Origin of the sequence: Colwellia sp. MB02u-6, assembly GCF_014077095.1 — a bacterium.
Taxonomy (GTDB): Bacteria; Pseudomonadota; Gammaproteobacteria; order Enterobacterales; family Alteromonadaceae; genus Cognaticolwellia.
In genome coordinates, this window is sequence record NZ_JACGVG010000025.1 from 153,732 (window position 1) to 170,352 (window position 16,621).

The following is a 16,621-nucleotide window of genomic DNA, read 5'->3' on the forward strand; positions in this document are numbered from 1 at the left end:
GACGGTTAAATTTCATTTAACTTGTTGGACTGAAGTCCAACCTACAAAGGGCCTGCGGGTGTCATGTGGCGTTGGGCTTTTTTTGTGCTTTTTTGTGAGTTTCTTTTGTTTTTTGTAGGATGGACTTTAGTCCGTCAACTGCTTAGTGGGCAGTTAATGTGATGGGTTAACGAGTAGCTATCACGGGTATTATTTTTTATTGGTACTTGTGCTGTTAACGGTTAAATTTCATTTAACTTGTTGGACTGAAGTCCAACCTACAAAGGGCCTGCGGGTGTCATGTGGCGTTGGGCTTTTTTTGTGCTTTTTTGTGAATTTTTTCTGTTTTTTGTAGGATGGACTTTAGTCCGTCAACTGCTTAGTGGGCAATTAATGTGATGGGTTAACGAGTAACTATCACGGGTATTATTTTTTATTGGTACTTGTGCTGTTAACGGTTAAATTTCATTTAACTTGTTGGACTGAAGTCCACCCTACGAAAATCCTACGGGTGAATGTTTGGTGTTGGGCTTTTGGTTTTTCTTGTGATTTTTCTTGTGGTTTTTTTTGATTTTTGTAGGATGGACTTTAGTCCGTCAACTGCTTAGTGGGCAGTTAATGTTATGGGTTAACGAGTAGCTATCACGGGTATTATTTTTTATTGGTACTTGTGCTGTTAACGGTTAAATTTCATTTAACTTGTTGGATTGAAGTCCACCCTACGAAGAGCCTACGGGTGAATGTTTGGTGTTGGGCTTTTGGTTTTTCTTGTGATTTTTCTTGTGGTTTTTTTGATTTTTTTAGGATGGACTTTAGTCTGTCAACTGCTTAGTGGGCAGTTAATGTTATGGGTTAACGAGTAGCTGTAGCCGGTATTGCTTTTTTTGCTGTTGACGGTTAAATTTCATTTAACTTGATGGACTAAAGTCGACCCTGCTAAGTGCCTATTGCTTTTTATTCCTACCTGTTGACATGACTAATGTTAAGATAAGTTCTTTCCCGCTATTCTCTCTCCAGTGTTAGGTTTTTGTTGTAAATGAAATATATTCCTTCAAGTATTTTTGGCCGTTTTATGGGCAAAAACACGACAATTAATATCAATGAAATTGGCTTATCTTTTGATGTTGAAAACAGTTTAATTAAAATTAAATGGCAAGATCTTATAGCCCCACCAATGTTTTGCATCAGTTTTTTCGGGCAAATCGTCACCTTAAAAACGGCCAATAAAAACTATGTTTTTATTATGCTAGCTTATAGTTCAAGGCTTATGCAGCAGGGCCATTGTCAGCAATTTTGGGTCGCGGCTAACATGCAACGGCTTGACACATTATTAAGTACGATAAAAAAAATCACCGATGAGCAATATCTACGACAATCGAGTATTAAACGTGTTCAATTAGCCGTTCATCAAGAGTTTAAGCGTTGGTTTCCTTGGATCAACAACAGTAAAGCAAAAGCAATGGTGACTGAAAAACTGCAATTACTTAACCATTACCAACATTGGCAAGCACAGGATATAGACGATTGTCGTGAACGCTATATCAAGCGACAGCTGCAACATCATCAACACTTTTTTGATAATGTCGAGTCTAATCCTTTAACACTACATCAGCGGCGAGCTTGTATTATCGACAATGATAATAATTTGTTGTTAGCGGGCGCTGGCACAGGAAAAACCAGTGTTATGGTGGGGCGGGCCGGGTATTTATTCAATAGCCAACAAGCGCAGCATAGTGAAATGTTATTATTAGCTTATGGCCGTAAAGCCGCTGACCAAATGGATGAGAGAATAAAAGACAAATTAGTGACCACTGAAATAAGTGCGACAACTTTTCATAGTTTAGGCCTAAATATTATTGCTCAGGTGGAAGGGGCTCAACCTAGCTTATCGGTATTAGCCACAGATGAAACAATTAAGTCCAAGTGGGTCCAAGGCTGTTTTGAACGCTTAATTAATCAGCATGCTCAGTATCGATATTTGATTATAGAATATTTCACTAAGTACTATTACGTAGAGCGCAACGATTTTGATTTTAATAGCTTAGGTGAGTACTACCAATATTTAACCGACAACGATATTCGGAGTTTAAAAGGCGATAAGGTTAAAAGCTTTGGCGAGCTCACTATTGCCAATTGGTTATTTAATCACGGGATAGAATACCAATACCAGGCTAGTTATGTACACAAGCTCGAAACCATAGTGCGCAGGCAATATCAACCAAACTTTTTTCTGCCTGAATTAAATGTCTATATTGAATATTATGTTACAGATGAGCAAGGTAATACGGCGCCTTATATTGATAAAAAGGCATATCATGAGGCGATAACATGGAAGCGAAATACCCATCAGCATTATCAAACATCTTGTCTTGAATTAAGCTATGCGCAGCATAAACAAGGGCGGTTAATTAGCGCGTTAGAAGCGTTTTTTACTCGCCAAAAAATTGCTGTTGAATTACTGCCTGATGAAGCGATACTGGAAAGTTTAAAAGAAAGCGGACGAATAACCGTACTCGCTAGTTTGTTTTGTCAGTTAGTTGGGCTTTATAAAGCGGCTGATGTGGACTCTACCTTAGAGGGCGCGTTAAACCATAGTTTAAAAGATAAGATTATTGCCCATTCGGCTGATCCACAGCAAACCACCAAGGCACTGGTGTTACTTAAACCAATCTTAATTGCCTATGAGGCCCATTTAAAACACCAAGCAGAAATTGATTTTGAAGATATGATCAATAAAGCGCTAGCTTATGTTCAAACGGGGCAGTTTCAATCGCCGTGGCGTTATATTATGGTGGATGAATTTCAAGATATATCAGCGCCACGGGCACGATTAGTTAAAGCATTACGTGATAATAATAAAGCCTGTTCAATTTTTGCCGTTGGTGACGACTGGCAAGCTATTTATCGTTTTAGTGGTGCAGACCTGAGGTTAACCACAGGTTTTGCTGATTATTTTGGTGCCACCACGCAATCAGTATTAGATAAAACCTTTCGTTTTAATAATCAAATTAGCAAAGTCGCGACAAATTTCATTAGTAAAAACCCGGCACAAATTCATAAAAATATTAACGCGTTTAAACAGGTTCAAGCCCCTGCAGTTTCATTGCTTAAACGTGAGAATGCGGCTTTTAACTCATCGAACAAAAAGGTGATTGATGAGCTAGAAAATGGCGCTGTTGATGATGTTTTAGCCGCTATTTCAGCTAAAGTATCTCAGCCAGTAAGTGTTTACTTACTGGCGCGTTTTTGGTTTCAGTTACCCAGTAAAACAGCGTTAAAACGCTTGAATAATCAATACTCGCTATTAAATATTGAAGCGCAATCTTTTCATGCTTCAAAAGGCAAAGAGGCTGATTATGTGATTATTATGGGACTGAAAAAAGGCGCGCATGGCTTTCCTTCTGAGAAAGCAACGCCCGCACTGCTTGATGCACTGCTCGCTAAAAAAGAAGCTTTTGCTTTTGCTGAAGAGCGGCGATTATTTTATGTGGCGCTAACTAGGGCTAAAGACAGAGTTTATATTATTGCCGATATGAGCCATGCCAGCTGCTTTGTTAAAGAGCTTATTGATGAACATAGCCTTGACCTTGAACTGGATGAATTTGGCAGTGTAGCCAGCCAAGCATTTATTGACGACCTAAACTGTCTGGCTTGTGCAACCGGCAAATTAAAAAAACGCACCAGTCAGTATGGCGCTTTTTATTCCTGTTCACACTTTCCGCGCTGCGAGCATACAGAACAACCCTGCGCTAACTGTGCGAGCCCCATGAGCCAAAAACGCCATAAAGGCTTTAAAGTTTGTTTAAATACATCATGTCAAAATGTCATACCCATTTGTGAAAAATGTAATGCAGAGATGGTGTTACGTTCCAGTAAAAATGGCGAATTTTGGGGCTGTAGAAACTATAAAGGTAATGATCCTATGAGCTGTAAAAATGGTCTTGATGGCTCAAAAATAAACTGGCCTAAGGTAGAAGCTGAATAAAGTTGCAACTATCTAAATAAAACTTACTACCAAATTTGTTTCTTTGTTTCTTTGTTTATTCGCAAAGGCCATTTTCTCTCAACTGAATGAATAGGTTTGCATGGGGTTTTTGTTCCGATCTTTATTTAGCTTCAGCATCTGAAGTTATTAATCTACATAAGTTAATTAAGACTAATCGTTAACATATATTCAACGTCAAGTATTGGCTTTGAATATATGTTTAAGCGATAAATCTGTTAATTCATCGCTTTGTTAAACTATTATTTTTTAAATTATAGCTTTGTTGTTACCCAACACGCTTATAATGAGTGTAAAAAATCATCGTGGCTTGGCATTTTTTCTACCGTGCGATTGATTAATATTTTTAAGTTTTTCATTAAATCGTCCAGCTGTTCTTTTGATAAAGTATCGACTAATGGGTGATGATCTTCGGGTATATTACCTTGACCTATCATGACTTGTTGCCATGCTATTTCAGTAAATAAATCGTCAGGCTGACAAAATACTTTCCCTGTTTTTTTGAATAACTGAATTTTATTCATTAATGACTCAGGTACATCCATGCGCTGACAAGCCCGCCAAAATTCACTATCGCCGCGATTATTGAGTTTGTAATGTAAAATAATGAAATCGCGAATACCTTCAGACTCCGCTCTTGATTGACGGTTGAATTCGTTAACTTCCTCAAGGTTAATACCTTGGTGAGGAAAAAATTTAACTAAGCGTGTAGCAGCCGTTTGAATTAAATGAATATTAGTGGCTTCTAAGGGTTCAAAAAAGCCACTAGATAAACCAATAGCAATAACATTTTTATTCCATTGTTTACGGCGACGACCGGCTTTAAATGAGATAATTTTTGGCTCTGCTAGCGGTTTACCGTCAATATTTTTGAGTAATAACGCTTTAGCCTCTTCATCACTGATGTGTTTACTGGCATAAACTAAGCCATTTCCTGTTCTATGTTGCAGTGGAATGCGCCATTGCCAGCCAACTTTATGGGCAGTTGAGCGGGTGTAAGCTTCAATATCATCCGTTTTTTCACAAGCCACGGCGATGGCACGATCACAGGGCAACCAGTGAGAATAGTCGTCATAACCAGTACTGAGTGTTTTTTCTATTAAAATAGCCGCTAGGCCGGTACAGTCAATAAATAAATCACCGGTAATACAGGTGCCATCTTCAAGTTTTACACTTTTGATATCGCCTGATTTATCATCTTGCGCTACGTCTGTAATCGTTCCTTCAATGCGTTTTACCCCTAAGCCCTCTGCGTGTTTACGTAAAAATTTAGCGTATAAACCGGCATCAAAGTGATAAGCGTAGGCCAACCCAGGTAAATTTGTATTGGGAATGTGTTTAATTGGCGCGAATTTACCTTGCTTAGCTGCTTGGTAGTTTAAGGAATAATCCCAAAAACTTTTACCGTCAATATTGTCACTGCCATTTTGTAATTGTTGATGTTTTTGCCAGAAATGATGAAAATCACAAAAAGGGAATTTTTTCCCTACGCTGCCAAAAGCATGCATATAGCGCTCACCGTCTTTATGCCAGTGATTAAACTCTATTCCCAGTTTTATTGTGCCTTTAGTGGCTTTAATAAACTCTTTTTCATCAATGCCAATAGCGCTGTTAAAGTTAACTATAGGAGGTATGGTGGCTTCGCCAACACCAACAGTGCCAATTTCATCTGATTCAACTAAAGTAATATTGAGGGTTTTACCTAGTACTTTTGCTAGTAGTGAAGCTGTCATCCATCCAGCGGTACCACCGCCAACAATAACGATATTTTTTATCTTACGCTGAGTGTTACTTTTATGCATAATATCTCTCAAGCCTGATAGCCGTGTAGGTTAATTAATACCAATCTCACTAATTATCTGATCATTTTTACTGGTTAAAATAACCCACTACTGCGTTATTTATTTAATAATTAGAACAACTAGTTATTAAATAAAAATGCCTTGTATTTGGCCATTTTTCCTGCGTATAAAGTAGACCACCTAATTAATGGAATTGGTATAAAAAAGCCCTTGTAAGAAATTATCACAAGGGCTTTATTTTATTGCACTAGACTAAAAAATTACATTTTGTAGCTAAAGCCTAATAAATAAGAGCTACCGTAGTCTTGGTAATCACGTACTTGAAGTGCATTGTCACCTTGTAATGAAGTGAATGGTTCTTCAGTTAAGTTATAACCTTGTAAGAAGATAGATAAACCTTCTAAGCTTTCAAAACCAGCTTCAGCGAAGTCATAACCAATTTGTGCATCAAAAATAGTTTCACCGACAATATCAACTTGTACTGTATTGAAACCTAGGCCGTAAACATCACCTTTAAAGGCATCACGTTTACGCATACTGGCGCGGGCAGAGAAACCATTTTTGTCGTAATAAAAGGTCGCACTGGTAATGCTTTTAGATAAACCAGGTAATTCGTAGTCATTATCATTTTGATCTTTCATATCAGATTCAATGCCAGTATAACTCGCAATAATTCCGAAACCATCAAGATGTTCTGTTAGCATGTTAAGAGGTAAAGTTGCCGATAATTCATAACCCCAAAGCGTGCCTTCACCACCATTGACTTTACCATTACCAGTACCTGATGTGGTTGCGGGTAATACACCAGTCGCTGGGTTTGCTACGCCAGTCATATCCACGGCGTAGCTACCATCAAAGATCCAGTTTTGTAAATCTTTGTGGAAAAGTGCTACGGAAAAGTAACCTTCAGCACTGAAGTAATTTTCATAAGATAAATCAAGTCCAATGGCTTCTTTTGGCTCAAGTGAAGGATTACCACCTGAGACACTCCAGTAGTTACCCTCGGTATCGGGTTGTTGATTATACGAGGCGTTAAATGACGCATTCATTTCATCTAAACGCGCACGAGAAATAGTTTTTGCAGCACCAAAGCGTAATGTTTGAGTATCGTCAATTTGCATTGACAAGTTTACACTTGGTAAAAAGTGACTATAGTCATGGCTGACGTCAGTCGGTTGAGTAACCACTAAACCATCAACGGTGTTAAAAGCATTACCTTGCGACGATTGGTCGGTATGCACATAACGCACACCAAAATTACCGGTTAATGGCATACCCGCAATTTCAGCAGATATTTCCGCTTGTATAAAAGCAGACATCACTTTTTCATTGACCGTCCAAGACTTAGTCGCATGTGTTGGGTTAGTTAAGCTTTCTTGCATTAGGTTATAATAACCATCTTTGATTAAGCCCATGGTGTCATAAGCGATCATATCGCCCATACCAATAAAGTCTAAATTAGCAGTGCCTTCACGGTATGCTTCTGGTACAACTTTCATACCTGGATTATCAAGAGAAAAATCACTTAAGGTCATGAAATAACCTTCAGATTGCTTATTTTTTTCACGTTCGCGATAAGCAACGCCGTAAGTTATTTCAGTAATGAAGTTAAAGTCAAGCTCTTGGTTAGCGGCAAATTTTAATGACATTAGCTCATCATCAATGCTTGGGGTATTGATAAAGCCATCTTGTAATTGGTTTTCGTACTCAGTACCGGTAACGCCATACTGGTCATTTAATGCGCCACTCCAACCCCAACTTAATGGACCGCCTAGTTGCATTAGGTTGTAATCGCTATAATCTAAGCCGTGAGAGAAAGTAGCACCGGTATTGCCAGAGTTAAAAGTGTAACCTAAGTCATCACCAGCACCTCGACTATCACCACGACCGGTACCAGCATAACTTTCAACACTGTAAACATCACGTTCAACTTTTGAATAAGCCACATCAAAATCTAATATCCAACCATCTGTTACTGCCCAGTTAGTATTAAAACCCAATGACATTAATTGTGCTTCACGTTCTTCATAGTCATTACGTACTACAACACGTTGGTCTTGTGTGATTGCACTGGTAACAAAGCCTGTTGCCGCGTCAATTACTGCGGTATCAGCCGAAATAGAACCTTGACCCCATGCGAAAGGTATTTCAATGCCACGTAAAATTTTAGTATCTAAAAAGTCGACATAAAGTGCATCAAAAATCATCTTTATGTCATCGGTTGGCGTAGCTTCAATCACTAACATCGCTGAGTCACGCTCTAAGTTAGATGAGCGAACAAATGGCTTAGCCCCACCTAAGATAGAACCTTTTGAGCCATCTTCATATTCAAACTCAGGATAACCCCATGAATTCCATCTTTTTTCTTGATTGGGTGATGCCATGGTAGTGTAGGCAAAAGCTACACCTAAGGTATCATCAGCAAATTGATCCATATAGAAGAATGTGCCTTTTAAACCATCATCATCACCATCAGGGTTTAATTTATCAAAACTGGTTTTTTCATAGGTACCATTAAATTGAATAACACGACCATCTTGGTCTAATGGTTTAATGGTTTGTAAATCGATTACACCGGCAATGCCTTCACCTTCAAGGCTAGCATTGGGTGTTTTATAAACGGTAACGCCGCTCATAATTTCAGAGGGGTACAGGTCAAATTCAACGCCGCGGTTGTCACCAATAGACACTTGCTCGCGACCATTTAAGGTGGTGCCACTTTCATTTTCGCCAAAACCACGAATACTTACTTTGCTGGCACGACCGTCAATACGCTGTGCTGCTAGGCCCGGTAAACGAGCAATTGATTCAGCAATTGAAGAATCTGGCAATTTACCTATATCTTCTGCTGAAATAGCTTCAACTACGTTGGATGAATAACGCTTAAGGTTGATAGATTCGACAATACTTTTACGAAAGCCACTAACTTGAATGACTTCAATTTCTTTTTCGTCATTCTTTTTCGCTGCGGCAACTTCTTCAGCAGCAAACGTTGGTGTGCTTAAGGCGATAAGGCCACTTGAAATTAACGCTAACGTCATTTTACTTGGTTTAAAATTTAACATTGAAAGGTTCCCCTGGCTGATTTTTAATTAATTTTTATAAGCCATTTTCCCATGAGCTTAATCATTATATTTTTTATTAGTCCTGTCACGTCCTCTGGTTAAATAAAGCTAAAAGACAGTGATTTTGAACAACTTTAATATAAAGCGCTGACTGGCAGATGAATAGCGTATGCATACGTATTCACTTGGTGTATTTATCCAAAAAATCGATTGAATACGTATGCAACGACAGTTATTAAAATAAGTAAGTTACTCTGTTGATGAGAACGTTGATGAGAGTGTTGATGAGAACATTGATGAGAAAATAAATAACCGGGTATGAATTGTTTTAGTCCGCTCAGAGATCGGCTGAGCCAGAGCATTTTATTTTTGCGTTAACGTAATAGCAATAACCTGATGTAATTGACACAGCGCAAACGATACCCCTCAATTAACCTGACGGATTCAAGTTGAATCGAGCTGGCTCAATGATACTCAGTAGCCATACTAGCGGCTAATATTAAACTGAATACGTATGCAAAATAGCAAAATGGGTTTTTTTATATGCTCTTAACAAGTAAGTTAACGGCAAGGAAAACTTACTAGATTGGTTACAATGAAAAAGCACCATAGATCACTTTTTATTTATGCATCATGTTTTGCTGCGCTACTGTTAACGGCTTGCAGTGAACAGTCGAAAAAGCACACTTCACTGCCAGTGGTAGCTGAAGCAAACTCATTTGTACCTGCTGAGCTAGTTGCTCAAGCGAGTGATAGTTCAGTTCACTGGCTAACACCAAATTTATTGGTCATGCCTAAAGCTAACCAACAGGTACTGTACCAGTTAGTCAACATAGCAAAAACAGATTTTTCGGCCCTTGATTTATTAGCGGTTAATTTACCTGATTATTTAATGAATAAGTTTCCACATCTTGCTGATTTTCAGGCCTATAAAGTTGAGTTGTTACCTTCACAAGTTAAAGCATGGTTAAAGCAGCCATTAGTGGTTGTTGGGCTGGCGCAAAGTAAGAAAATACAAGATGTACATTTTGTACAAACGGGCGCGGTGTTAGACGCCCTTTATACACAAGGTGAAAATGATGCGAATGAAGAAACAAATTTAGGCACAAAGATCACTGAAAATGGCGTGAGCTTTAAGTTATGGGCTCCAACAGCGCAAAAGGTAACATTATTACTTTTTAATGATGATTTATCTCCCTCATCAACCTCTAGTTTAACAATGATTGAAGATACCAAGTCTGGTATTTGGTCTGTTGTTGGTGATAGCTCACTCGATGGCGCTTACTATCAATACCAGGTCACTGTTTATCATCCTCAATCAAAGAAAATAGCAACACTGATCACCACAGACCCATATTCACTTAGCTTGTCTGTTAATAGTAAATATTCACAGGTAGTTGATTTAAATGATGTTAGTACGCAACCGCTTAACTGGCAAAGTCAGACTGTGCCTAGGGTTGAAAACATTGAAGATAATATATTTTATGAAACGCACATTAGAGACTTTAGCGCTGATGATAATGCGCTGTCTAATAATAGATTTCGAGGCAAATACAAAGCGTTTAGCGAGCAAAATTCCAGTGGCATACGGCATTTAAAAGCACTGAAAAAAGCGGGATTAAACAATATTCATTTATTGCCCACTTACGATTTAGCCTCTATTAATGAAGACGACAGTCAGTCGGTAGATATCAATGATACTGTTGCTCAAGTAAAGGTAAAAGTATGTGATATTGTGCCAACTAGTGATATTTGTACTACTGATTTTTCTTATTTAAGTGATTTCAGTGAAGAACAAAGCTTGAAATCATTACTGGCTAGTTTTGATGTTAGTAGTGCTCAAGCGCAAAAAATCGTTAGTGAACTGCGTCAATTTGATAATTTTAACTGGGGTTATGACCCTTTTCATTACACGGTACCCGAGGGGAGTTATGCACTTAGTCCAAAAGGTAAAAGCCGTTTAGTTGAGTTTCGTGAAATGGTGCAAAGTATTCACCGCTTAGGTTTTCGCGTCATTATGGATGTTGTTTATAATCATACTTATCAATTTGGTTTAAAAGAAAAGTCGGTGCTTGATAAAATTGTGCCCCATTATTATCACCGGCTTAATATCATTACAGGTGCAGTCGAACAATCAACCTGTAACACCTGTGGAAATACCGCGACCGAGCGGGTGATGATGGCAAAGTTAATGTCAGATTCATTGGTGACTTGGGCGCGTGATTATAAAATAGATGGCTTTCGTTTTGATTTGATGGGTCATCAAACCAAAAGTGCCATGCTGGCAGCGCGAGAAGCGGTGCGAGCAGTGGATGCGGATACTTATTTCTATGGCGAAGGTTGGAACTTTGGTGAAGTTGCGAATAACACTCGTTTTGTTCAAGCCAGTCAACTAGAGCTAGGTGGCAGTGAAATTGGTACTTATAGTGACAGATTACGTGATGCAGTGCGTGGCGGTGGTAATAATACGCGTGATTCACAAGGGCTAGGTAATGGTTTACTGATGCAGCCAAACGAACGTCAATCACAAAGTATTTCATCACAAAAAAATAATTTGCAAGCATACCATCTTCGCATGGATCAGCTACGTATTGGTTTAACGGGGAATTTATCAAACTTTCCGCTTTATTTTATTGAAGGTAAAGCGAGACTAGGCAAAGATATTCCTTATGGCGACCAGCCAACAGGCTACGCCTTAGACCCTGCTGATACTATTAATTATGTTTCAAAGCATGATAATCAAACGCTGTGGGATAACAGCCAGTATCGTTTGGCCTTTGATGTTTCAACCGCTGATCGCGTTAGAATGCATTTACAAAGCTTGTCGTTTGTTCTCTATGCTCAAGGTATTCCCTTTTTGCATATGGGCAGTGAATTTATGCGCTCAAAATCTTTTCTTAGAGACAGTTACGACTATGGTGATTGGTTTAATCGTGTTGATTTTTCTCAGCATAAAAATTACTACCATGTTGGTTTGCCGCCTAGTGATAAAGACCAAGAAAACTGGTCGTTAATTAACGAAGTACGTAAAGGTCATCAAGGGCGAGATCAGGTTAGCGCTCAAGACATTGGCTTTAGTGCTAAGATATTTAAAGAGATGATCGCGCTGCGCATGAGTTCACCATTATTTAGATTAACAACCGCTGAGGATATTATAGCCAAGGTGAGTTTTCTTAACCTAAGTAAGCATTCAATAGCTAATCAACCTTTAGGTTTGTTGGTGATGAAGATAGATGACACACTTGGCCAACGCGTTGATGAAAATGTTGAAAGTTTACTGGTGATTTTTAATACCAGTACTAAAGCACAAACATTCACCTACCCTCAAGCTAACGATTATCAACTGCATCCTATCCAACAAAATAGCCTGGATGCTATGCTAAAGCAGAGTAAAGTAGATAAGAAGGGCTTTACTGTGCCGGCATTATCAAGTGTGGTGTTTGTTAAGTACTAACGACTGGCCTTAGAGGAAAAACCGGCTTGTTGCTCAAATAGTATTGCTGTAGAAAGTATTTGGGGTAAAACTAAGGGTGTCTGTAGTCACCCCTTTTTTATCCTAAGTAAATAGGTCCTCCAGAGCACTGATGTGGTGATAAAACTCAGTGATTTGCATATTTTCATCCATCCATCCATCCATTTATTTTTTTTTGGCTTAAGCTTTGTGCTTAACTACTCAGTTAATTAATGATTAATATAGCCCTCTAATTGCACTATAATGGTGAGCGTGCACTAAGAGTAAGCGCCAGATAAAAACCTAGTACATAGACTTAGTATGATTTTATTTTAAGTTGTTGAATTTAATTAGTTAATTTCATGACTCAGTGCATTGCTGGTGTGCTGATTTTGTTTTTTTAATGGCCTGTAATGTGCATGGAAATTGTCAGATAAATTTTTAATTGCTGATATAAATAGTCAGGCTAATTTAAGGACTTAGATGGACTCCATACTTGTTATTATTGCTGTATCCTTGGCGCTGGCGAGCGTTATAAATATTGTTTTAACCAAATTCTCTATTTCGCATATTATTGGTTATATTATTACTGGCACTATTGTGAGTAATTTTTTTGATTTTAATGGCAGCACCACACCTCACTCTCTTGAGCTGATTGGAGAGTTTGGTATTGTTTTTCTTATGTTTACTATAGGTTTAGAAATGTCTTTTTCTAAGCTGGGTAAAATGAAAGAACTGATATTTTTTAATGGTTTTATACAGGTTGCTTTTAGCTCTATTGTTATTTTTATTATTGCCTTTTATGGCTTTAATGTTGAACCGATATCGTCATTAATTATTGCGCTTTCATTTAGCTTATCCTCAACGGCCATCGTATTACCCTATTTGAAGAAATCAAAAGATATTGTTACCCCTTATGGAAAAAAGTCAGTTGCTATCTTGGTTTTTCAAGACTTGGCGGTGATTCCTATTTTATTATTAATGGGCTTCTTATCTAATAATGAATTATCGCTGGTTGATATTTTATTAAAAACGCTTTTTTATGCCAGCCTTATTATTATTTTCATGTTTACTATTGGCAAAAAAATCATTACTTGGTTACTGCATTTCTCAGCAAATGCGCGCATGGAAGAGCTATTTTTAAGTTCGGTATTCACTATTGTATTAGGTGCTTCACTGATTGCTCATGAAATGGGCTTTACTTATTCTTTAGGCGCATTTATTGCGGGTATGATCATCGCAGAAACTAAATTCCACATAAAAGTAGAATCAGATATATCGTCATATAAAGATTTATTATTAGGGGCGTTTTTCTTTTCTATTGGCACAAAAATCGATGTGTTATTTTTTATCAGCAACCTACATTGGGTACTGGGTATATTAGCCTTGGTGATGATAATAAAAGCCATTATCGTTTATCTCCTAATGAGAGCAAAAGCGAATAAAAGTGAATCGATAAAATCGGCTATTGCTTTGTGCCAAGTAGGAGAGTTCTCTTTCGCTATTTTTGCCTTGGCGATCAGTCAAAATATTCTCTCAGAAAATTTAGGCAGCTTTCTAATTTTGATCACCGTGTTATCGATGATATTAACGCCTTTTATGGTCAGCAATATTTATAAGTTAGCCGCCATTTTTGTTGTTGAATTTTTTGAAGCAGACAAAATAACAGCGGTAGATGCCAGCAACCATACCATTGTTTGTGGTTTTGCTATTTTGGGCAGAATTGTTGCGAAAGAACTGACCAGTAGAGGTGTTGATTTTTTAATTATTTCTGATGATTTACAGCATGTATTACTGGCAAGAAAGCGTGGCTATAATGCCTATTTTGGTCACTTAGACAAAAAGCCCGTATTAGAGTCATTAAAGGTAGAGCAAAGCAGTAGCATTATTGTTACTGCCAATTCTTTGAGAAACAAGCAAATTATTTGTGAAGCTGTGCTTAATTACTATCCTAAGGCAAACTTAATAGTGAAAGTTAACACCTTAGAAGAAAAAAGCGAATTAGCAGGTATTAATATTAGCTCGTTTGTCTATGCACAACATGAAATAGCGGCGTTATTAGTTAAACAAAGTATATCTGCAAGTTAAGTGGCAGATTATAAATATTAATCGGCAGGTGTAACAGGGCAGGTATTACTGTAAATTAGGCACCTGCTTACTCTTTTATACGAAGACACCATGACAAAAATTCGCTTGACTCAATACTCACACGGCGCAGGCTGTGGCTGCAAAATTTCACCATCGGTACTTGACGTGATGCTAAAGTCATCACTTACTTTACCGGTGAATAACGCACTTTTAGTGGGTAATAGCACCAAAGATGATGCAGCCGTTTTCGATATTGGCAATGACCAAGCCGTGATCTCCACTACTGATTTTTTTATGCCTATTGTCGATGACCCAACTGATTTTGGTAAAATATCTGCCTGTAACGCTATTAGCGATGTTTACGCTATGGGTGGTAAGCCACTGATGGCGATAGCTATTTTAGGTTGGCCGGTTAATGTTTTAGCACCAGAAATCGCCCAACAAGTACTTGATGGCGCTAGAGCTATTTGTGCTGAAGCCGGTATTCCACTAGCGGGCGGTCACTCAATTGATGCGCCAGAGCCTATTTTTGGCTTAGCGGTTACTGGCCTGATTAATAACGCGCAGATTAAGCGAAACAATACTGCCGAGGTTGGCGATCTTTTATATTTAACTAAACCTTTGGGTATTGGTATTTTAACCACAGCAGAAAAACAAGGTAAATTGTTACCTGAACATGCCGATATAGCGCCGCAAGTGATGAAAACTTTAAATACTATTGGGCAAAAATTTGCAGCACTAGACACAGTAACCGCTATGACTGATGTGACCGGTTTTGCGCTGTTAGGGCATCTTTTGGAAATGTGTCAAGGCAGTGATGTCTCGGCTGTGATTGATTTTGAGCGAGTACCCTGTCTTGATTTTGTTCATGACTACATCGACCAAGGCTGTGTACCTGGTGGCTGTGAACGGAACTTTACCAGTTATGGCGAGCATATTGGGCCGTTAAGCCCAAAACAGAAAACACTCTTGTGCGATCCTCAAACCAGTGGCGGGTTACTGGTTGCCGTTAAGCCGGCAGGCAAGCAAGCTTTTGAAGACTTATGTCAAGAAAGTGGTTTGAACCTTGAACCTATTGGCGAAATTGTTACAGCCACTTCACCTACGGTAAGCTTAGTGTAATGGCCGTTAATAGTTCAGTAACAGCGCGCGCCGATAGCGCTGATTTTCGCACTATTATTGCTAATAAACTGCCTTTAATGGATGTACGCGCACCGATTGAATTTGAAAAGGGCGCTTTTGAACAGTCGATTAATCATCCGCTAATGAATAATGATGAGCGCGCTGAAGTTGGTCTTTGTTATAAAAATAAAGGCCAAGCAGCCGCTATTACTTTGGGTAATGCCCTTGTTTGTGGACAGAGTAAAGTAAGCCGGATGGCACAATGGCAAAACTTTGCTAGGGAAAACCCACAAGGTTATTTATATTGTTTTCGTGGAGGTTTACGTTCACAAACAGTGCAAGGCTGGTTAAAAGACTCAGGGGTTAACTACCCATTGATTACCGGAGGCTACAAAGCACTACGTCAGTTTTTACTGAACGAATTGGAGCAACTTGCGTTACACCCTTTAACGATTTTAGCGGGTAATACCGGTAGTGGAAAAACGCCTTTTCTGGCTCACTGTGCGAACAGTTTAGATTTAGAAGGCGCAGCCGGTCATCGAGGCTCAAGTTTTGGCGGTTTTGTTACCGCGCAAGCCAATCAAATAAATTTTGAAAACAAATTGGCTGAACAATACATCCAGGGTAAGTTTCCTTTAGCGCAAAGGCTAGTCTTGGAGGATGAAGGCCGATTAATTGGTAGCGTGCATTTACCTGAAAGTTTACGCCAAGCGATGACCTTAGCGCCAGTTGTAGTGATTGAAGAAAGTTTAGATTATCGACTTGAGCAAATATACCAAGAATATATCATCAAAATGACCGCCCAATACCAACTCGCTTATGGTGAAGAACAAGGTTTTGTTGCCTTCAGTGAGTATTTAGCCCAAGGTTTATTCAAAGTACGAAAACGCCTAGGTACAGAACGTTATGGTCAATTAAAGCAAATACAGACTGTGGCCTTATCTCAGCAGCAAAAGGGTCAACTAGAGTATCACTTAGATTGGTTAAAACCCTTGCTTAGTGAGTATTATGATCCTATGTATCAATACCAGTTAGGATTAAAAGCTGACCGAGTCGTTTTTCAAGGTAACAACGCCCAATGTTTAGCTTTTATACAGGATAAATAAAACTG

At 38.6% G+C, this 16,621-nt stretch carries 7 protein-coding genes; 5 read left to right on the plus strand and 2 right to left on the minus strand.

The features are described 5' to 3' along the window. Positions 1-1,015 precede the first annotated feature (1,015 nt). Positions 1,016-3,964, plus strand: coding sequence for a UvrD-helicase domain-containing protein (locus H4J46_RS02060; protein ID WP_182231908.1), 2,949 nt, complete (start codon positions 1,016-1,018; stop codon positions 3,962-3,964). 299 nt (positions 3,965-4,263) lie between these two features. Here H4J46_RS02060 and H4J46_RS02065 read toward each other — a convergent pair whose 3' ends face one another. Continuing rightward, on the minus strand, positions 4,264-5,784 hold the full coding sequence (locus H4J46_RS02065; protein WP_182231909.1) for a tryptophan halogenase family protein: 1,521 nt from the start codon (positions 5,782-5,784) through the stop codon (positions 4,264-4,266). Positions 5,785-6,044: 260 nt separating this feature from the next. After that, positions 6,045-8,849, minus strand: a complete 2,805-nt coding sequence (locus H4J46_RS02070) for a TonB-dependent receptor (RefSeq protein WP_182231910.1) — start codon at positions 8,847-8,849, stop codon at positions 6,045-6,047. Between the two features lie 595 nt (positions 8,850-9,444). Here H4J46_RS02070 and pulA point away from each other — a divergent pair. The 4 genes from pulA to mnmH all read left to right on the plus strand — a co-directional run bounded on the left by pulA (position 9,445) and on the right by mnmH (position 16,616). Continuing rightward, a complete protein-coding gene (gene pulA / locus H4J46_RS02075) occupies positions 9,445-12,303 on the plus strand; it encodes a pullulanase-type alpha-1,6-glucosidase (RefSeq protein ID WP_182231911.1) in 2,859 nt (952 codons plus the stop codon). Positions 12,304-12,783: 480 nt separating this feature from the next. Further along, positions 12,784-14,388: a cation:proton antiporter gene (locus H4J46_RS02080; protein ID WP_182231912.1), complete on the plus strand. Its 1,605-nt coding sequence runs from the start codon at positions 12,784-12,786 to the stop codon at positions 14,386-14,388. A 90-nt stretch (positions 14,389-14,478) separates the two neighbouring features. Then, positions 14,479-15,510 (plus strand): selenide, water dikinase SelD, encoded by a 1,032-nt coding sequence (selD, locus tag H4J46_RS02085; protein ID WP_182231913.1) that lies wholly within the window; start codon positions 14,479-14,481, stop codon positions 15,508-15,510. Then, on the plus strand, positions 15,510-16,616 hold the full coding sequence (gene mnmH, locus H4J46_RS02090; RefSeq protein WP_182231914.1) for a tRNA 2-selenouridine(34) synthase MnmH: 1,107 nt from the start codon (positions 15,510-15,512) through the stop codon (positions 16,614-16,616). Before selD ends, mnmH begins: the two co-directional genes overlap by 1 nt. Positions 16,617-16,621: the final 5 nt, after the last annotated feature.

Coding starts and splice junctions, on each gene's coding strand:
- H4J46_RS02060 (WP_182231908.1), top strand. CDS start 1,016: ATGAAATATATTCCTTCAAGTATTTTTGGCCGTTTTATGGGCAAAAAC.
- H4J46_RS02065 (WP_182231909.1), bottom strand. CDS start 5,784: ATGCATAAAAGTAACACTCAGCGTAAGATAAAAAATATCGTTATTGTT.
- H4J46_RS02070 (WP_182231910.1), bottom strand. CDS start 8,849: ATGTTAAATTTTAAACCAAGTAAAATGACGTTAGCGTTAATTTCAAGT.
- pulA (WP_182231911.1), top strand. CDS start 9,445: ATGAAAAAGCACCATAGATCACTTTTTATTTATGCATCATGTTTTGCT.
- H4J46_RS02080 (WP_182231912.1), top strand. CDS start 12,784: ATGGACTCCATACTTGTTATTATTGCTGTATCCTTGGCGCTGGCGAGC.
- selD (WP_182231913.1), top strand. CDS start 14,479: ATGACAAAAATTCGCTTGACTCAATACTCACACGGCGCAGGCTGTGGC.
- mnmH (WP_182231914.1), top strand. CDS start 15,510: ATGGCCGTTAATAGTTCAGTAACAGCGCGCGCCGATAGCGCTGATTTT.